Consider the following 18,167-nt stretch of genomic DNA (forward strand, 5'->3'; position numbering starts at 1 on the left):
ATCACCCGATGTCCGGCACCGAGCAACCGCCGCCCAGGCAACCCTAGTGCGAGGACATCTCGCGGGCTGCCGGCACGGGGCGCTGATCGAACACCGTGCACCCGACCTCCTGCTCGGCCTGGTTGTGGATGGAGAGGTCGATTCCGGAGCGGTCCCGGACGAGGGTCACGGCGATCAGCGCCACCACGCACATCCCGATGAGGTAGACGGCGATGGCCCCGGAGGATCCGGTGGCGTCCAGAAGGGCCTGGGCGATCATGGGCGCGAACGCCCCGCCGAGGATGGCGCCGATCGCATAGGAGATGGACACCCCGGAGAACCGGATGGAGGCGGGGAAAAGCTCCGAGTAGAGGGCGGCCTGCGGCCCGTAGGTCAGCCCGGTGCCGATGCAGATGATCCCCAGGCCCAGGTAGAGGTTCGCCAGGCTGCCGGTGTCGATGAGCAGGAACAGGGGCCAGACCGACAGGATCAGCCAGACATAGCCGAGCTGATACGTCCGCTTCCGCCCGATGTAGTCCGAGAGGATTCCGGCCCCGAGGGTGGAGAGCAACCACACCGCGGCGGCGAACGTCATGGCGATCAACACGTCGGTGTTGTCCAGCCCGATGTCGTCTGAGGTGGCGTAGGAGGGGATGAACCCGCCGGTGGACATGTAGCCCACCGAGTTGTTGCCCACGAAGATCAGCGAGGCCAGGAGCACCAGGTGCCAGTACTTGCGGAACAGCTCCACGATCGGGACACTCGTCTGCTCCTTCTTCTCGGCCATCTCCTTGAACACCGGGGACTCGTCCACGGCCATCCGGACGAAGTAGCCGACCCCGATCAGCACCACGGAGGCGATGAAGGGAATCCGCCAGCCCCACTCAAGGAACTGCTCCCCAGGGGAGATCACGCCGGTCATCAGGGCGGTCACCCCGGTGGCCAGCAACAGACCCAAGGGCACGCCGAGCTGGGGCATGGAGCCTGCCAGCCCGCGGCGCTTCGCCGGGGCGTGTTCCACGGCCATCAGCGCCGCGCCACCCCACTCGCCCCCGGCGGAGACGCCCTGGAGCACGCGGAGCAGGATCAGCAGGATCGGGGCGATGACCCCGGCCGACTCATACGTGGGCAACAGGCCGATCAGGGTGGTGGCCCCGCCCATCATGATGAGCGTGACCACCAGGATGACGCGGCGGCCCAGTTTGTCCCCGTAGTGGCCCGCCAGGAACGCCCCGAGCGGGCGGAACAGGAAGGAGATGCCCACCGACGCGAAGGACAGCAGCAGGCCGATCGACTCCCCCGCCGGCTCGAAGAACAGCTGGGAGAAGACCAGGCCGGCCATCGTGGCGTAGATGAAGAAGTCATACCACTCCACGGTGGTGCCGACCAGGGTGGCGGCAGCGACGCGGCGTTGGTTGGCCCGGTCAGAGTGTCGGGTTTCAGTCATGGGTACCTCGTTGGGTGGTGCTGAGAAGATGTGCGTGGCTGCCGGGGCAGGCCGGGGTCACGGGGTGAAGATCGGCTCGAAGAAGTCCGTGAGCTCTTCCGTGGCGCTCAGCGGCAGCACGGCGGCCACGTACTGGTCCGGCCGGACCACCACGATCACGCCGTCGCGGCTCAGGCCGCGCGCCTCGAAGAAGTCGTCCTCCGGGTCCACGCCCCAGACCTTGTTGAGGTTGGAGACCTGGAACCGGCCGACCTGCGGACGGAAGATCGAGGGCGTCTTCATCAGCTCCACCTCCTCGTGGGGCTGCTGGTAGACCACCTGGACGTCGAACAGCGCGTCCAGGTCACGGCCCGCGGGGGTGAAGCGACGGACCGGGGAGTCCTCGGAGTCCAGCCACTGGGCCCACGCCCGCAGCGCCGAGTCCTGCGCGGAGGACACCGCGGCGTCGGCGAAGGCATAGATCCGCCAGCGCCCGTCCGCCGTGTGCTGATGACCGAAGCGGTGCGGAGTCGTGTCGGAGACGCGCTTGGCCGGGTGCGCCTTGAAACGCTTGCCGAGCGGGAACCCGCTGGCCAGCGCCTGGTGGGAGGCATCCGCCACGAGCATTCCGGCCGGGTACTCCGTCATGAAGCCCGCCGGGAACTCCGCGGTCTTCTGGTAGAAGTCCTCCAGCGCGGTGGCGCTCTCCAGTTCCTCCGGCTTGGCGGCCATCATCGAGGACCACTCACGGTCGAAGTCGATGAGCTTCTGGGCCACCGGCTGTCGCTCGGCCGAGTAGGTGGACAGCAGCGATTCCGGGCTGAGCCCGGTCAGCACGTGGCCCAGCTTCCAGCCCAGGTTGAACGCGTCCTGGATGGAGACGTTCATGCCCTGACCGGCCTTCGCCGAGTGGGTGTGGCAGGCGTCGCCGGCGATGAACACGTGGGGGTGACGCTGGCCGACGTCCTCGGCCAGGACGTCGTCGAACCGGTCGGTCACCCGGTGACCCACCTCGTAGACGCTCCACCACGCCACGTCCTTCACGTCCACCGTGTAGGGCGAGACGATCTGGTTGGCCTGGGCGATGATCGACTCAATCGGGGTCTTGCGCACGGCGCCGGCATCGTTCTGGTCCACCTCACCCAGGTCCACGTACATCCGGAACAGGAAGCCGCCCTCGCGCGGGATGTGCAGGATCGAGCCGTGCTCGGACTGGATGGCGCACTTGGTGCGGATGTCCGGGAAGTCGGTCTCCGCGATGACGTCCATGACGCCCCAGGCGTGGTAGGACACGGCACCCACGTGCTGCGCGCCGATGTCCCGGCGGACCTTCGAGTGCGCTCCGTCTCCGCCGACGACGTACTTGGTGCGGATGGTCCGGGTCTCGCCCGGGTTCACGCCGCCGTCGGGCGTCTCACCGGTGCGCTTCAGCGTGACGGTCACCGGGTACTCGCCCTCGCCCATCTCAAGGGAGACGAACTCCCAGCCCCAGTAGGGCTCGGTGCGGGACGGCGCGTGACGGGCGAACCGGGCGAAGTAGTCCAGCACCCGGGCCTGGTTGACGATCAGGTGCGGGAACTCGCTGACCCCGGCCGGGTCGTCCACGGCCCGCGCGGTGCGGATGATGTGGCCGCTCTCCTGGGGGTCCGGCTTCCAGAAGTTCATCTCCGTCAGGTGGTACGCCTCCGCGACGATCTCCTCGGCGAACCCGAAGGCCTGGAACGTCTCGACGCTCCGGGCCTGGATGCCGTCGGCCTGGCCGATCGCCAGCCGCTGCGGGCGGCGGTCGACGAGGCAGGTCATGACCTCGGGGAAGCTGGCCAGCTGGGCGGTGGCGGTCATGCCGGCCGGTCCTGCGCCGACCACCAGGACGTCCATGGTCTCGGGCAGCTCGGGGGAACGGTCCACGCCCACGCCGGCGGCGGGCTGCACGCGCGGGTCCCCGGACACGTACCCGTTGTGGTGAAACAGCATGTGGTCTCCTCTACAGGTCTTCTAGCGTTCTATTCGGTGGTGCCGGTGGCACACCAGGTGTCGGCGAGGGCCTCGGTGGCGCGGGCCAACAGGGCGACGTCGGCCGCCACGTTGACGAAATCGGCGCCGGCGGCCAGGTAGTCCCGGGCCTGGTCCGGGGCGAAGGCGTTGACGCCGACGAACCGGCCGGCCTCCCGGGCCTGCCCGATCACGGCCTTCACCGCGGCGACGACGTCCGGGTGGTTCTGCTGCCCGATCAGTCCCATGGAGGCGGCCAGGTCGGAGGGACCGACGAAGATCCCGTCCACTCCGTCCACGGCCGCGATCTGCCCGGCGGCGGCGACGGCGGCCGCGGACTCGATCTGCACCACCAGGGTCACCAGGTCCCCGGCACGGGCCAGGTAGTCCGGGACCCGGTTCCAGCGCGCCGAGCGCGCCAGGGCGGACCCGACCCCGCGCATCCCGCGCGGTGGGTAGTGCATCGCGCGGACGGCCCGCTCGGCGTCCTCGGCGCTGTCCACCATCGGGATGACGAGGGACTGCGCACCCAGGTCCAGGTACTGCTTGACCAGCACCGGGTCCAGGGCGGGCACCCGGACCACGGGGATGACCGGGTATCCGGCCATGGCCCGCAGCTGGGACTGGATGGTCTCCAGGCCCAACGGGGCGTGCTCGCCGTCGACCAACAGGAAGTCCATGCCTGCGGAGGCGCAGATCTCGGTGACGGACGGGTCGGCCGAGTTGATGAACATCCCGGCCGGGGCCCGGCCGTCCCGGTCGGCGCGCGCCTGCGCGCTGAACAGGTTCTTGAGGCTGGGCTGTGGTTCTAGGCGAATCGGCATGTCACGGTCCCCAGGTTCCCGTAGTCGGCGTAGACGGTGTCCCCGGCATAGACCCACATGGGCCGGGTGAAGGAGCCGGCCAGGATGATCTCCCCGGCCTCCAGCACGTCCCCGTGCCCCGCGATCCGGTTCGCCAGCCAGTGCACCCCGTTGGCCGGGTGGTTGAGCACCCCGGCGGCCACGCCCGTCTCGATGATCTCCTGGTTGCGGGACAGCATCCCGGCCACCCAGCGCAGGTCCACGGCGTCGGGCGCCACCGGGCGGCCGCCGAACACCATGGCGCCCATCGCGGCGTTGTCACTGATGGTGTCGGTGATCGTGCGCCCCTCCATCTCGATCCGGGAGTCCAGCACCTCCAGCGCCGGCACCACATACTCCGTGGCGCGCAGGACGTCGAACAGCGTCACCCCCGGGCCAGCCAGGGTGTCCTTCAGCACGAAGGCCAGCTCCATCTCGACCCTCGGATGCGTGTAACGGGACCACTCGAAGACGTGGCCGGACTCCATCACCATGTCGTCGAAGATCACCCCGTAGTCCGGTTCATCGATCCCGGTGGCGTCCTGCATGGCCTTGGAGGTCAGGCCGATCTTGTGGCCGACCTTCTTCCGGCCGGCATCGATCTGCCGCTGGGCCCAGATCCCCTGGACCGCGTAGGAGTCCTCGATCCCCATGTCCGGGTACCGCGCGGTGAGCAGGGGAACCGGCGTCCGGTCCTCACCGGCCCGGTGCAGCTCATCGGCGATCGCCGTGTGCGTTGAGTGGTCAAGCATGTCCGTGCGTCCCCTGCCTCTACAGCTGGTGTCCGAGTTTGAAGCCCTTGGCGGCCTCGCCCTGGTAGGTGCCGGCGGCGTCGCCCTCACGGGTGTAGGAGAACCCGTCGGCACCGATCGTCACCGCCATCTCGCTGTTGTCGGTGCGCTCGATGACCGGCTGCGGGTTGCCGTCCAGGTCGAGCACGAGCGAGCCGTCGGTGTACCAGGACGGGACCACGGGGTTGCCCCACCAGTCACGACGCTGGTTGTCGTGCACGTCCCACGTGACGACGGGGTTGTCCGGGTCGCCGGTGTAGTAGTCCTGCGTGTAGACCTCGACGCGGTGCCCGTCCGGGTCGCGCAGGTACAGGTAGAACGCGTTGCTGACGCCGTGGCGGCCGGGACCGCGTTCGATCGAGTCGGAACGGCGGAGTGCGCCGAGCTTGTCGCAGATCGCGAGGATGTTGTGCTTCTCGTGCGTCGCGAAGCACACGTGGTGCATGCGCGGGCCGTCGCCGCCGGTCATGGCGGTGTCGTGCACGGTGGGCTTGCGACGCATCCACGCGGCGTACACCGTGCCCTCGTCGTCCTGGATGTCCTCCGTGACGCGGAAGCCGAGGTCCTGCATGTACTTCACCGCGCGTGGCACGTCGGGCGTGATCTGGTTGAAGTGGTCCAGACGCACGAGCTCACCCGGGATGTGCAGGTCGTAGCGCCACGACATGCGCTCGACGTGCTCGCTCTGGTGGAAGAACTCGTACGGGAAGCCCAGCGGGTCCTCCACGCGGACGGAGTCGCCGATGCCCTTGGTGAAGCCCTCCTTGCGGCGCTCCACGCGGCAGCCGAGCTCCTCGTAGAACGCGACCGCCTTGTCCAGGTCCTCGGGTGCGCGCACCCGGTACGAGAACGCCCGCACCGCGGCCAGCTCGCCCTTGCGCAGGATGAGGTTGTGGTGGATGAACTCCTCTGTGGAGCGGAGGTAGATGACCTCGTCGTCCTCCTCGGTGACGTACAGCCCGAGGATGTCGACGTAGAACTGGCGGGACGCCGCCAGGTCGGTCACGATGAGCTCCATGTAGGCGCAGCGCAGGATGTCCGGGGCCGGGGCCTGCGGGGTCGGGACGGGATTGTCGGAGACGATGGGGGCTTCCTGGGAGACGTAGAAGCCCGAGGACGTCATCGTCCGGTCGTCGAGGTGGGTCATGATGGTCCTTACTCTGTCGGGGAAGTCGGGGCGGACGGGGCAGCCTGGGTAGACAGCCCGTCGGGCGCGGAGCAGCCGGATCCGGTCACGCCTGGAGGTCCTCGGCGGCCTGCTCCTGCCGGCCGAAGACGGGGTTGTGGACCTCGCCGAGGTTGATGTGCACGGCCTGCTGGTCGGTGTAGAAGTCGATCGAGCGGTAGCCGCCCTCGTGCCCCAGTCCGGAGGCCTTCACGCCGCCGAAGGGGGTGCGGAGGTCACGGACGTTGTTGGAGTTCAGCCAGACCATGCCCGCCTCGACGTTCTGGGCGAAGTTGTGGGAGCGCTTGAGGTCGTTCGTCCAGATGTATGCGGCCAGGCCGTACTTGGTGTTGTTGGCCAGTTCGAGGGCCTCCTCGTCCGTGTCGAACGGAGTGATGGCCACCACCGGGCCGAAGATCTCCTCCTGGAAGATCCGGGCGTCCGGGGACACGTCGGCGAACACGGTCGGCTGGATGAAGTTGCCCTCGGGGAACTCCTCTGGGCGCCCGCCGCCGGCGGTCAGCCGGGCCTCGGACTTGCCGATCTCCACATAGGACATGACCTTCTCGAAGTGCTCGGGGTGGACCAGGGCGCCGACCTCGGTGGTCTCCTCGTGCGGCAGGCCGACCTTCACGCGCTTCGCCTGGGCCGAGTAGCGCTCCACGAACTCGTCGTAGATGCCCCGCTGGACCAGGATGCGGGAGCCAGCGGTGCAGCGTTCGCCGTTGAGGGAGAAGACACCGAAGACGGTGGCGTCGATCGCCGCGTCAAGGTCCGCGTCCTCGAAGACCACGGCCGGGGACTTGCCGCCGAGTTCCATGGAGAGGCCCTTGAGGTAGGGGGCCGCGTTGCCGAAGATGATCTGCCCGGTGCGGGATTCGCCGGTGAAGGAGATCAGCGGCACGTCCGGGTGCTTGACCAGAGAGTCCCCGGCGAAGCCCTCCTCGCCATAGCCGTGGACCATGTTGAACACACCGGCCGGCAGACCGGCCTCCTCGAAGATGCCCGGCCAGAGGGAGGCGGACAGCGGGGTGAACTCCGCCGGCTTGAGCACCACGGTGTTCCCGGTGGCGATGGCCGGGCCGAGCTTCCAGGACTCGAGCATGAACGGGGTGTTCCACGGGGTGATGAGCCCGGCCACGCCGATCGGCTTGCGGTTGACGTAGTTCGCCTGGCGGCCGGGAACCTTGAAGGCATCGTCGTGCTGGGCCACGATCAGGTCCGCGAAGAAGCGGAAGTTCTCGGCAGCGCGACGGGCCTGGCCCAGGGCCTGGGAGATCGGCAGCCCGGTGTCGTAGCACTCCATCTCGGCCAGTTCCTGACCGCGGGTCTCCACGATGTCCGCGATCTTGTGCAGCACCCTGGAGCGCTCGCGCGGGAGCATGGTCGGCCACGGACCGTTCTCGAAGGCGTCCTTGGCGGCGGCCACGGCGGCATCGATGTCCGCGACCTTGCCGGAGGCGGCCTGCAGGTAGGGCTTGTTGGTGACCGGGTTCAGCACGTCGAACGTGTCCCCGTCGATGGAGTCGACGTGCTGTCCGCCGATGTAGTGCTGGATGGTCGAAGGCAGGTTCGCGGGAACGAAGTCGTTGCTCTGGGCAGTCATGATGGTCCTCTCGGTCGTCAGACAGATGGTGAGTCGGCGTCGCCGTTGCTGGCGGCGACGTGGTCCAGGTAGGCGTTCAGGGTGTTGAGTCGGTGGTGACGGGCGGCCTGTTCCACCGCGCCGAACTCGGCACCGGCGGCGATCAGGTCCAGCAGGTGGTCGTGTTCGGCCACCGAGCTGTCGGCACGGTGGGGGACGTAGGCGAAGGTCGAGGAACGCAGCGCCGCCAGGCGTGCCCAGCCCCGGTGGACGAGGTCCAGGATGTGGCTGTTCTGGTGGTGCTCGAACAGCACGGAGTGGAATTCCTTGTTCAGACGGGTGAACTCCACGGCGTTGAAGTCCGTCAGGAGCCCTCGCATCCGCTCGTTGATGGCCCGCGCCCTCTCGATCTCCTCCGCGGTGACCAAAGGAGCGCACAGTGCCGTGGAGTAGCCCTCCACCAGCGCGAGCGTCTCCATGGTGTCGTGGTAGATCTCCGGGTCGATCCCGATCACGGTCGCCCCGACGTTACGGGTGTAGGCCACCACCGACTCCGACTGCAGGCGCCGGATGGCCTCCCGCACGGGGACCACGGACATCTCGAGTTCGGCGGCGAGCTGGGCGAGCACCAGCCGGGCCCCCGGGGCATAGCGGCCGGCATTGATGCCGGACAGGATCCGCTGGTAGGCCAGGTCCGCCTTGGACGAGGCCGCGTCGGCGGCGATCGTGGTCATCGCTCGCCCCGGTTCGGGCGGGACGCGCGGTACTGCTCGTACTTCGCCTTCCACTCGGCGTTCGGCGGGAACAGCCCGTCGACCGGGTGGCCCGCCTCGACCTGCTCGTAGACCCAGGCATCCTGCTGTTCCTGCTCCCAGGCATCCGCGATGACCTCCTCCAGCAGGGCGGGGGGAACCACCACCACACCGTCGTCGTCGCCGATGACGATGTCTCCCGGCTGGATGGTGGTACCACCGCAGGCGATCGTGCCGCCCACCTCCCAGGGGATGTGTCGCCGACCGAGCACGGCCGGGTGGTTGCCGTTGGAGTAGACCTGGAGGCCCACCTCGGCGACGGCCGCGGAATCCCGCACGCCGCCGTCGGTCACCACCGCGGCCGCGCCGCGGACCTTGGCGCGCAGCGCCAGGACGTCACCGAGCGTGCCGGTGCCCTTCTCCCCGCGGGCCTCCATGACCACCACGTCGTCCGGCTGGACCGAGTCCATGGCGCGCTTCTGGGCGTTGAACCCGCCACCGAAGGCCTTGAACAGGTCCTCGCGGTTGGGCACGTAGCGCAGGGTCTTGGCGTAGCCGAGGATGCGCCGGCCGGGGTGGGTGGGCCGGACGCCGTCGATGGTCGCGTTGTCGATGCCGCGCTTGCGCAGCTGGGCGGTGATGGTGGCGACGGCCGTCTCGTTGATCCTCGACTTCAACTCCTCCGTGAGCAGGCCGCGGTCCGCCTCCGGGGTGGAGGGCACGTAGTGCAGGTTCCCGACGCCGGCCCCCTCACCGCCGCCGGCCGTCTCACCGGAGGCGGCGGCCGGTTGCGGCGCCAGGCCTGCGGCCTCGCGGGACCCCCAGGCCTCCTCCCGCTGGGTATCGTCCACCTGCGGGCCGTGCCCGTAGGCGGCCATCGGGATCTCCGAGGCGGCGACGTGGGTGACCAACCGTCCCGTGCTCGGTGCGCCGGGGGCGTCCGGGGCGTCGACCTCGACCTCGACGACGTCGCCGGGCTGGGCCACGGAGGAGCCGGCCGGGGTTCCGGTCAGGATGACGTCGCCCGCCTCCAGGGTCATCAGCTGGGAGAGGTCGGCGATCAGTTGGCCGAAGGGGAACACGAGTCCTTCGGTGGTGTCGTTTTGAGTCAGCTCGCCGTTGACCCAGGTGCGCACGCGGAGCTTCGTGGGATCCAGGTCGGCGGCCGGGATGACGTTCGGACCGAGCGGCGTGTACCCGTCACCGGATTTGTTCTTGAGGTTGGAGCCCTTGTCCGCATGGCGCAGGTCGTAGAGGCCCCAGTCGTTGGCAGCGGTGATCCCGGAGACCTTGGACCAGCCTTGTTCCGGGGATACTCGGCGGCAGGTCTCACCGATGACGAGGGCGATCTCCCCCTCGTAGGCCAGCAGCTCGGTGCCGGCCGGGCGTTCGATGGCCTCTCCGGTGCGGGCGATCGAGGTGCCGGCCTTGAGGAAATACCCGGGGAACTTCGGGGACCGGCCGCGCTGGGCGATCCTCGAGGGGTAGTTCAGGTGCAGGGCCACCACCTTGCCGGGGCGGTTCTGGCGGGCCGTGAAGTCCACGGGGCCGGCCGCCTGTGCTGTCGATCGGCCCGCTGCGGCATCCTCGGTCATCGTCTCCTGCTTTCGTCGCGTCCGGGGCTCATGATCCGGGGTCAGTCGGAGTGACCCCGATCTCTTTCCGTGATCGTATACGATTCAGCGTGACCTTGGCCACCCCTGGAGGAAATCCGCGTGGCAGTGCCCGAGGTGGCCAAGACCAGGGCCGCGTGGCGGACCGGGAAACGGGGAATCCGCGGTCTCTGCTGGGGTATCCACAGCTGGGTACCGGGGTCTTTACGGCGTCTTCGGGGTCGCTTAATGTAGAACACATGTTCGAGGATTCGGTGCGGGAAGACGGCGGTGCGGCAGATCTGCTCTCGTGCGTCTCCATGCTGTCGAGCCTGCCGACGCCGGCCTCGGAGGCCGAGGCGGTGGACCGTATCCGGGCCCTGGAGGAACTCAAGGCGGCGTGTGCGGCGGCGCAGGCGAGGACCACGGCGGCCCTGCACGGGCTCAGGACGCAGGCCGAGGCCGAGCAGGGTGTGCCCGTCCGGGACCGTGGCCGCGGGTTGGCCGCCGAGGTGGCGTTGGCGCGCCGGGAGTCGCCGAATACCGGGTCCCGGGACCTGGGCCTGGCCCGCGCCCTATGCGAGGAGATGCCACACACCCTGGCCGCCCTGACGCGGGGGGCGATCTCGGAATGGAAGGCCACCATCATGTGTCGGGAGACCGCGTGGCTGCCGGTTCAGGCCCGGCGTCAGGTGGACGAGCTCATGGCCGGTCGTCTCGAGGTGCTGGGGGTGAAGAAGCTGGCCGGGGTGGCCCGGGCCCACGCCCAACGGCTGGACCAGGCCTCCGCGGTGGAGCAGATGAACCGGTCCGTGCGGGAGCGCCGGGTCTCGGTGCGCCCCGCGCCCGGGGCGATGGCGTACCTGACGGCGCTGTTGCCGATGGCCCAGGCCGTGGGCTGCCTCGGGGCCCTGAAGAAGTCAGCGGCCACCACCGTCGGCACCGGAGACCGGGCCGAGCGGACCCAGGACCAGGTCATGGCCGACCTCCTCGTGGAGCGCATCACCGGACAGACCCAGGCCGAAGACCTGCCCGTGGAGATCCACCTGGTCATGACCGACCGGTCGCTCTGGGGCGGCCCCGAGACCGACGAGGCCGAGGAGGCCGACGCCGAACACCGGAACCCAGCAGGTCAGGATCGAACCGCCGAGAGCTCCACCGGCACAGCCCCACCCAGCACAGACCGACCCGTCGGGGGCCAGGCGGAACGAAACCAGCCGGGCCGAAACCAGGCGGAACAGGGTCAGGCGGAACTGGACCGGACGGGAGGGTCAGAGGTTCCGGCGTGGCTGGTCGGGCAGGGGCCGTTGCCGGCCGAGGTGGCCCGGCGGGTCATCACGGACACGCAGGCCGAGGTCTTCATCCGCCGGCTGTACACCGAGCCGACCTCCGGACAGCTCGTGGCCATGGACTCGAAGCGCCGCACCTTCTCCGGGGCCCTGCGCCAGCTGATCCTGGTGCGCGACGACACCTGCCGCACCCCCTACTGCGATGCCCCGGTCAAGCACGTGGACCACGTCACCCCCTACCGGGACGGCGGACCCACCAGCGCCGCGAACGCCTCCGGACTGTGCGCCCGATGCAACTACACCAAGGAGAACCCCGCCTGGACCCACACCTCAGACGGTGACCGGCTGGAGGTCACCACCCCGACCGGACACCACTACACCGTCCGTACCCCGCCACTCGTGGCCGGAGCACCACCAGGGCCGCACTCCGGACGCCCCGCCGGTCGACCCACCGTGCCGCCGGGGAACCGGCCACCTCAACGGCCCCCAGAACCGCGGCCAGAACCATGGCCCGAACTCCCGCCGCAACCATGGCCCGGCTCAACGTCGAAGACGCGACCTGATCCCCTGCCCGGCCACGTCACCTACCGACCGGCCACCAGCCTCCTCGAGCTAGGCCTGATCCAGCTGCTGATGACCGCAGCCGTGGCGCGCCATGCCACCGCTGATCCCTCGCCCGTCTCCTAGGGGGCCTCTGCGTTGATAGTTCCGCCGTGCCCCGCATGGCTCAGAGGGCTCCGGTTGCCAACAGCGGCACCATCAGCGAGGTCACGAAGAGCACCAGGGTGCCGCCGATGCGGTTGGTGATGGCCGCGAACGGCATCAGGTGCATGCGCTCGGAGGCGCTGAGCACCGAGACATCACCGGAGCCGCCCGTGTCCGCCATGACGAGTCCCGGAACGATGGCGACCTCCACGAAGTTGAACTTCACCAGCCACCCGATGATCCCCGCCGACAGGCCCGCCACCAGCACGCAGAGGAACGTCAGCGCGATGAAGGTCGGGTCGGCCAACGAGACCAGTACTTCGTCGATCTTGATATACGTCAGGGAGACGCCCACGAGCAGCGCCGGGACCAGCACCGCGTTGATGAGATCACCCCAATCGGTGGCAGACTCCTCCAGGTCCTTGGGCAGCCAGCCGGTCAGCTTGAGGACCACCATGATGATGATGGCCCAGGCGTAGGGGTGGAGGAAGGTCAGGTAGGCACCCATCAGCTCGCCGACCACGAAGATGACGGCGGCGAACAGCAGCCCCTTGCCGAGCGTGATGTAGGTGGACTGCCCACCCTTCTTCGGCATCGAGAGATCACGACGATCACCCTTGACCCGGATCAGGTCACCGTTGCCGGAGAAGCCGGCGAACAGGGTCGGCTTGTTCTTGCCCAGACCGTTGAGCAGGCCGGCGAAGATGATGCAGAAGACGTTGGCCAGAACCACGGCAGACATGAGGTCACCCATGAACGCCGAGGCGTCCTGCCCCGTGCGGGCGGCGTACATCTCGGACATCGGCAGGGCACCCAACCCCAGACCGCCGGCCATGATGGGCGCTGCGACCAGCAGCATGCCCTCGATGAAGCCGTTGCCGAACATCATCGACACGAGGCCGATGACCAGGAAGGTCACGATGATGGTGCCCAACACCGGCACCGCGAAGCGCGGCCCGGCCTTGACCAGCAGCGCGCGGGGCATACCGAGGATGGATCCGGCGATGATGGCCATGACGAAGAAGTCCAGGAAGCCCTGCTCGTCGATGAAGGTGCTGGCCACGGTCACCAGTGGCTCCGGAACCAGGCCGAAGTACACCAAGGTGGCCGGGGCGAACGTGCACAGGATGGTCGGCAGGCCGTAGTCGCGGACCACGGGCACCCGGTTGCCGAGCCAGATGAACAGCCCGCCCAGCAGAATGGTCACGGCGAATCCGGACAACATCGACGCCGGAAGCGTCTCGGTCACCGCGGCCACGACCACCACGGCCACCATGATCAGGTACAGCGGGATCGGCACGCTCGCAATCCGCTTCCATCCGGCCCCGGGGTGGTGCACGCCGCCGCGTCCGTCGACGGACTTCTCGACGGGTCGGGCCAAGACCGACTGCGTGCCGGCGGTGATCTCCTGCTCGAGCGCCCCGCGGAGGTCGTCATCCTCCGCCCGGGACGTGGCGGCCGCACGGCGGCCGCCCTGGGTGTCGTTGGTGGACATGGTGGACATGGTGGTCTCTTTCCTGGAGAGGGGTCGTTCAGCCCGGGTCGCGATGGAGAGCCGGGCAACGTTCGTGGTCGATGGGGAGGCTCAGGCGTTCGAAGCCTCTGGCAGGCGCGGGGCAGTGCTGACCAGATCCCGCGCCAAGGAGGTGGCCACGGCGAGGAGGTCTTCGTCGATACCGGTCCGGTGGCCCTGCTCGTGCAGGTGCCGGACCAGGTCGCCCGTGGAGAGGTTGCCGGCTGCCCCGGGGGCGAAGGGGCAACCCCCGTAGCCGCCGAGGGCGGCGTCGAAGCGGGTGATGCCGCGTTCGATGGCCGCGTCCACGGTGGCCAGCGCCTGGCCGTGGGCGTTGTGCAGATGCAAGTAGTAGGTCAGGTTCGGCTCGCCGGCGAGCACGTGGTCCAGGCTGGCGACCAGCTCCGCGGTGGGCGTGGTGCCGAGCGTGTCCGCCAGGCCGATGTCCGTGACACCCATGTCCTTGAAGGACCGGACCATCCACAGCAGGCGCTCCGGATCGATGCGCCCCTCGAACGGGCAGGTGAACGCTGTGGAGATCCCGGCGAAGAAGTCGACACCGGGGCATGCCGCCACCTGGTCACCCAGATCGTGCAGGGCCTGCTCGACGGTGCGCCCGGCGTTGGCGCTCGAGTGCGCCTGGCTGGCGGAGGCGACGATCTGGATGTGGCCGGCTCCGGCCGCCACGGCCCGCTCCACTCCCCGGCCGTTGAGCGCCAGGACAGTGAGTTCCGCCGTCGTGCTGACCTGCAGGGACTGGACCACCTCCTCGGCTCCGGCCATCTGTGGCACCCGCCGGGGATGGACGAAGGAGGCGACCTCCATGCGCCGCACTCCGGCTGCGGCGATGGCCTCGCCGATCTCCACGCGCTGGGCGGGAGCGAGGGTCACGGCCTCGTCTTGAAGGCCGTCCCGCAGGAAGACGTCCGTGACCTGGATGCCCGCCCCCGGGAGAGCCGGAGTCATGAGCGCACCGCCTCGGCACCGGCAGCGGAGGCTGCCGCGATCTGGTCGCCGTCGAAGCCGGCGATCTCCCGCAGCACCTCCTCGGTGTGCTCACCGAGATTCGGCCCGACCCAGGCCACGCGGCCTTCGTGGCCGGGAATCTTGGGGACCACCCCGGGGAAGCGGATCAACTCCGGTTCGTCCTCGACGACGACCTCATGGGTCTCGATCATGCCGCGGGCGATGTAGTGCTCGTCCTGGGCGATCGACGGCGCGTCGTAGACCGGGCCGGCCGGGACGCCCTCCTCGCTGAGGACCTCCAAGACCTCCTGGAGCGAACGGCCCTCGGTCCACGCGGAGATGATGCCGTTGAGCTCCTCCTCGCGGGCGCCTCGGGCCTCGGTGGTGGTCAGGGACTCGTCCTCGGCGAGGTCCGGCCGACCCACGGCACGCATCAGGCGCTTGAACACCGAGTTGGAGTTGCCGCCGATGACCACTTCCAGCCCGTCACCGGTGGCATACGACCCCGTCGGCACCACGCCGGGTAGGCGGCCGCCGGTGCGCTGGCGGACCATGCCGTAGGCGTCATAGTCCGGGACGAGGGACTCCAGGAGGCTGAACACTCCCTCGTACAGCGCCACGTCCACGACCTGCTGGCCGCGGGTGTCCCCTCCGCGCGCCTTCTGCACCATGAGCATCAGGGCGCCGATGACACCGTAGAGGCCGGCGACGGTGTCTCCCAGGGAGGCGGCGGCGCGGCCTGCTGGCCGGTCCGGCTCGCCGGTGATGTAGCGCAGCCCGGCGAAGGACTCCGCCGAGCTGCCGAACCCGGCACGGTCGTTGTACGGCCCGGTCTGCCCGTAGCCGGAGATGCGGACCATGACGAGGTCGGGGTTCTGGGCCATCAGCTCGTCTGGCCCCAGCCCCCACTTCTCCAGGGTGCCCGGGCGGAAGTTCTCGATGACGACGTCGGCGCCCGCCGCCATCTTCAGCACAGCCTCACGGCCGAGTTCGCTGCGCAGGTCCAGGGCGACGGACTTCTTGTTGCGGCCCATGGTGCGGAACAGCATGGACGTGTCCCCACGGGTCTTGCGCCAGTCGCGCAGCTCGTCGCCGCCGAGGGGCCGCTCCACCTTGATGACCTCGGCGCCGAAGTCGCCGAAGATGCGGGCGGCGAAGGGGGCGGCGATGAAGCTGCCCAGCTCGAGGACGCGGATGCCCTGCAGCGGGAGGGTGTTCTCTCCGGTGTCAATGCTCTCGGTCACGGGGATTCTCCTCAATGCTTCCCATTGGCTGGGAAGCAGTTCTTATTTAGCGGTAGGACGGTAGCAGGACGTGATGCGCATCACAAGAGGACATCTTCCGAGGCGGCGGGCTCGAGGTTCGCCGGTCGCTTGACCTGAGTGACGACGCCGGTCGGGACGTCGCCCCGCAGCACGGCCTCGATGTTCTGCCACACGGTGGCGATCCGGCGCTGGACGTTCTCCCAGCCGACTCCCGCCATGTGCGGCGTGCACACCACCTGCTCCATCTCCAGCAGCTCGCTCGCAGCATCCAGGGGCTCCCGGTTATAGACATCGAGCCCGGCCCCGGCGATGCGTCCCTCCCGCAGAGACTCGATGAGCGCACGCTCGTCCACGACCTCACCGCGACCGACGTTCACGAGGACGCCTGTCTTCTTCATGAGGGCGAGCTCGTCCTCACCGATCAGCCTCTCGGACCCGGCGTTCAACGGGACACTGACGCAGACGATGTCAGAGGTCCGCATGAGCTCGTCCAGGGAGACGGGCCGGGCCGGGACGAGCTCGGAGACGGTCAGCGGGATCTCCGCGTTGTCATAGAAGATCACCTCGGCACCGAAACCGTGATGGACCACCTTGCCGACCCATCGGCCGATATTGCCCAGCCCGACGATGCCGACCGTCTTGCCGTACAGCTCGGAGTAAGACGTCTCGTCCAGGTCCTCGCGCCACTTCCCGTCCCGCATCAACTGCATCGAGGCAGGGATCCGCCGCAGCAGTGTCAGGACCAGGGTGACCGCATGCTCCGCGACGGAGATGGAGTGTGTCTTCATCTGCGCCACCGGTATGCCCAGGTCATCGAGAACCCCGAGGGAGAGCTGGCCATAGCCGGAGCTCATGTACTGGATGAACTTCGCCTTCGAGGCGGCCCGGAAGACCGCCTCAGGGACCTCGACGCCCGAGATCAGGAAATCAGCGTCCGCGGCCTCGCGGCAGAGGTCCTCGACGTCCGTCCCCGGCGGCATGACGGTCACCCTGAAACCTTCCGGTGCGGCCGCCACCAGACGGTCGATGTAGTCCCTGAGGGGATTGATGAACAGGACCTTGTACGTCACGGGTGTGCGCCTTTCGCAGGGCGGCCCCGGCCGGTGGCGTGGGGACCTGGTGAGGAGGGGAGAGAGGGAAGAAGAGAAGGAAGAAGGGGTGGCGGCCGGACGGCACCGGGTCATCGGCCAGCCGCGGCGACGTGTTCCCGCCGTCCGGAGTCCACCTGTGGCGGAAGCGCGCTGATGACTGCGTCCGTCACCTCCCGGGTGCCAGCGGAGCCACCCAGGTCCCGCGCCCGGGGGCCGATCGCCAGCGTCGATTCGACGGCGCCCTGGATGGCGTGGGCGATGCGGGTGGCGAGGTCGTCACCGCGGCGCTCCCCCAACCACTCCAGCATCATCGCGGCCGAGAGGATCATCGCTGTGGGATTGGCGATACCCTGGCCCGCGATGTCGGGGGCACTGCCATGAGACGGCTGGAAGACGCCGTGCGTCAGACTGACGTCGGCCGACGGGGCGACGCCGAGGCCGCCCACGAGGCCGGCTGCGACCTCGGAGACGATGTCGCCGAAGATGTTCTCCGAGACGATGACGTCGTAGCGCCCCGGATCGGTGACCATGTACATCGATCCCGCGTCGATGTAGTACTTGGCGCTGCCGATATCGGCGTTCCGTGCGGCGACCTCGTCGAACACCTTCTCCAGCAGGACATTGCTGCGCAGGGCGTTGGACTTGTGCAGGAGCGTCACATGACCTGGGGTCCCCCGCTTGCGGCGTGCCCGCGCCTGCGAGAACGCCACGTCGAAGAGCTTCTCGCTGGTGGCCCGCGTGATCGTCATGCGATCGCTCGCGCTCTCGTCGCTGGGCTCGTGTTCATCGGCCAGTCCCGCGAACATCCCCTCCGAGGTCTCCCGGATCACCAGCATGTCGACCTTCTCCGCCTTGAGCGGGCCGTCGACGCCCGGGAAGAGCCGGACCGGCCGAAGGCTCGAGAAGAGGCCGTAGTGGGCTCGCATCTCCACCTGGGCCCCCAGTTCCAGGCCCTCCGGACCGCGCACGTCAGGAAGACCCATGGCACCGAACAGCACGGCGTCCCGCATGCCGATCTCGTCCATATCGGCAGCGGTGATCTTCCGTCCGGTACGGCGGTACAGGTCAGCGCTGAAGTCATACGTGGTGTAGTTCAGCGTCAGCCCGTAGCGCGTCTCGCACTCCGCCAGGACCGCCTGCGCGGCCTCGACGACCTCGGGCCCGATGCCGTCTCCGGGAATGACGGCGATGTCGTATTCAGTCATGTCTCTCCC

At 68.8% G+C, this 18,167-nt stretch carries 14 protein-coding genes; 1 reads left to right on the forward strand and 13 read right to left on the reverse strand.

Annotated elements, in window-relative coordinates; translation table 11 throughout:
- Window positions 1-43: 43 nt before the first annotated feature.
- The 8 genes from IEX49_RS04025 to IEX49_RS04060 all read right to left on the reverse strand — a co-directional run bounded on the left by IEX49_RS04025 (window position 44) and on the right by IEX49_RS04060 (window position 10,127).
- Window positions 44-1,426 (reverse strand): MFS transporter, encoded by a 1,383-nt coding sequence (locus tag IEX49_RS04025; protein WP_188804452.1) that lies wholly within the window; start codon window positions 1,424-1,426, stop codon window positions 44-46.
- 57 nt (window positions 1,427-1,483) lie between these two features.
- Window positions 1,484-3,379, reverse strand: coding sequence for an FAD-dependent monooxygenase (locus tag IEX49_RS04030; RefSeq protein WP_188804453.1), 1,896 nt, complete (start codon window positions 3,377-3,379; stop codon window positions 1,484-1,486).
- A 29-nt stretch (window positions 3,380-3,408) separates the two neighbouring features.
- On the reverse strand, window positions 3,409-4,221 hold the full coding sequence (locus tag IEX49_RS04035) for an HpcH/HpaI aldolase family protein (protein ID WP_188804455.1): 813 nt from the start codon (window positions 4,219-4,221) through the stop codon (window positions 3,409-3,411).
- Window positions 4,206-4,991 carry a 2-keto-4-pentenoate hydratase gene (locus IEX49_RS04040; RefSeq protein WP_188804456.1) on the reverse strand — a complete coding sequence of 262 codons (786 nt, stop codon included), beginning with the start codon at window positions 4,989-4,991 and terminating at the stop codon, window positions 4,206-4,208. The genes IEX49_RS04035 and IEX49_RS04040 overlap by 16 nt, the downstream gene beginning before the upstream one ends.
- Window positions 4,992-5,010: 19 nt before the next feature.
- On the reverse strand, window positions 5,011-6,177 hold the full coding sequence (hpaD, locus tag IEX49_RS04045; protein ID WP_188804458.1) for a 3,4-dihydroxyphenylacetate 2,3-dioxygenase: 1,167 nt from the start codon (window positions 6,175-6,177) through the stop codon (window positions 5,011-5,013).
- An 85-nt stretch (window positions 6,178-6,262) separates the two neighbouring features.
- Window positions 6,263-7,801, reverse strand: coding sequence for a 5-carboxymethyl-2-hydroxymuconate semialdehyde dehydrogenase (gene hpaE / locus IEX49_RS04050; RefSeq protein ID WP_188804460.1), 1,539 nt, complete (start codon window positions 7,799-7,801; stop codon window positions 6,263-6,265).
- A 17-nt stretch (window positions 7,802-7,818) separates the two neighbouring features.
- The gene (locus IEX49_RS04055) at window positions 7,819-8,514 is read right to left on the reverse strand and encodes a GntR family transcriptional regulator (RefSeq protein ID WP_188804462.1); all 696 of its coding nucleotides are present in this window, start codon (window positions 8,512-8,514) and stop codon (window positions 7,819-7,821) included.
- On the reverse strand, window positions 8,511-10,127 hold the full coding sequence (locus tag IEX49_RS04060) for a fumarylacetoacetate hydrolase family protein (RefSeq protein WP_188804464.1): 1,617 nt from the start codon (window positions 10,125-10,127) through the stop codon (window positions 8,511-8,513). Before IEX49_RS04060 ends, IEX49_RS04055 begins: the two co-directional genes overlap by 4 nt.
- A 257-nt stretch (window positions 10,128-10,384) precedes the next feature.
- Between IEX49_RS04060 and IEX49_RS04065 the strand changes: the two genes are divergently transcribed.
- Complete coding sequence (locus tag IEX49_RS04065; protein WP_188804466.1) at window positions 10,385-12,100, forward strand: HNH endonuclease; 1,716 nt, start codon at window positions 10,385-10,387, stop codon at window positions 12,098-12,100.
- 40 nt (window positions 12,101-12,140) lie between these two features.
- Here the strand turns inward: IEX49_RS04065 and IEX49_RS04070 are convergent, their stop codons facing one another.
- From IEX49_RS04070 to IEX49_RS04090, 5 genes are all read right to left on the reverse strand, one after another.
- Entirely contained in the window at window positions 12,141-13,622 is a 1,482-nt protein-coding gene (locus tag IEX49_RS04070; RefSeq protein ID WP_229672217.1) for a 2-hydroxycarboxylate transporter family protein, read from the reverse strand.
- Between the two features lie 81 nt (window positions 13,623-13,703).
- Complete coding sequence (locus tag IEX49_RS04075) at window positions 13,704-14,597, reverse strand: hydroxymethylglutaryl-CoA lyase (RefSeq protein WP_188804470.1); 894 nt, start codon at window positions 14,595-14,597, stop codon at window positions 13,704-13,706.
- Entirely contained in the window at window positions 14,594-15,841 is a 1,248-nt protein-coding gene (locus IEX49_RS04080; protein WP_229672220.1) for a CaiB/BaiF CoA transferase family protein, read from the reverse strand. The genes IEX49_RS04075 and IEX49_RS04080 overlap by 4 nt, the downstream gene beginning before the upstream one ends.
- Window positions 15,842-15,921: 80 nt before the next feature.
- Complete coding sequence (locus IEX49_RS04085) at window positions 15,922-16,932, reverse strand: NAD(P)-dependent oxidoreductase (protein WP_188804472.1); 1,011 nt, start codon at window positions 16,930-16,932, stop codon at window positions 15,922-15,924.
- 110 nt (window positions 16,933-17,042) lie between these two features.
- Window positions 17,043-18,158 (reverse strand): isocitrate/isopropylmalate dehydrogenase family protein, encoded by a 1,116-nt coding sequence (locus IEX49_RS04090; RefSeq protein ID WP_188804474.1) that lies wholly within the window; start codon window positions 18,156-18,158, stop codon window positions 17,043-17,045.
- Between the last annotated feature and the right edge of the window lie 9 nt (window positions 18,159-18,167).

This window comes from Citricoccus zhacaiensis (assembly GCF_014645315.1).
Lineage (GTDB): Bacteria > Actinomycetota > Actinomycetes > Actinomycetales > Micrococcaceae > Citricoccus > Citricoccus zhacaiensis.

Coding starts and splice junctions, on each gene's coding strand:
- IEX49_RS04025 (WP_188804452.1), bottom strand. CDS start 1,426: ATGACTGAAACCCGACACTCTGACCGGGCCAACCAACGCCGCGTCGCT.
- hpaD (WP_188804458.1), bottom strand. CDS start 6,177: ATGACCCACCTCGACGACCGGACGATGACGTCCTCGGGCTTCTACGTC.
- IEX49_RS04090 (WP_188804474.1), bottom strand. CDS start 18,158: ATGACTGAATACGACATCGCCGTCATTCCCGGAGACGGCATCGGGCCC.
- IEX49_RS04055 (WP_188804462.1), bottom strand. CDS start 8,514: ATGACCACGATCGCCGCCGACGCGGCCTCGTCCAAGGCGGACCTGGCC.
- IEX49_RS04065 (WP_188804466.1), top strand. CDS start 10,385: ATGTTCGAGGATTCGGTGCGGGAAGACGGCGGTGCGGCAGATCTGCTC.
- IEX49_RS04070 (WP_229672217.1), bottom strand. CDS start 13,622: ATGTCCACCATGTCCACCAACGACACCCAGGGCGGCCGCCGTGCGGCC.
- IEX49_RS04060 (WP_188804464.1), bottom strand. CDS start 10,127: ATGACCGAGGATGCCGCAGCGGGCCGATCGACAGCACAGGCGGCCGGC.
- IEX49_RS04030 (WP_188804453.1), bottom strand. CDS start 3,379: ATGCTGTTTCACCACAACGGGTACGTGTCCGGGGACCCGCGCGTGCAG.
- IEX49_RS04075 (WP_188804470.1), bottom strand. CDS start 14,597: ATGACTCCGGCTCTCCCGGGGGCGGGCATCCAGGTCACGGACGTCTTC.
- IEX49_RS04035 (WP_188804455.1), bottom strand. CDS start 4,221: ATGCCGATTCGCCTAGAACCACAGCCCAGCCTCAAGAACCTGTTCAGC.
- IEX49_RS04040 (WP_188804456.1), bottom strand. CDS start 4,991: ATGCTTGACCACTCAACGCACACGGCGATCGCCGATGAGCTGCACCGG.
- hpaE (WP_188804460.1), bottom strand. CDS start 7,801: ATGACTGCCCAGAGCAACGACTTCGTTCCCGCGAACCTGCCTTCGACC.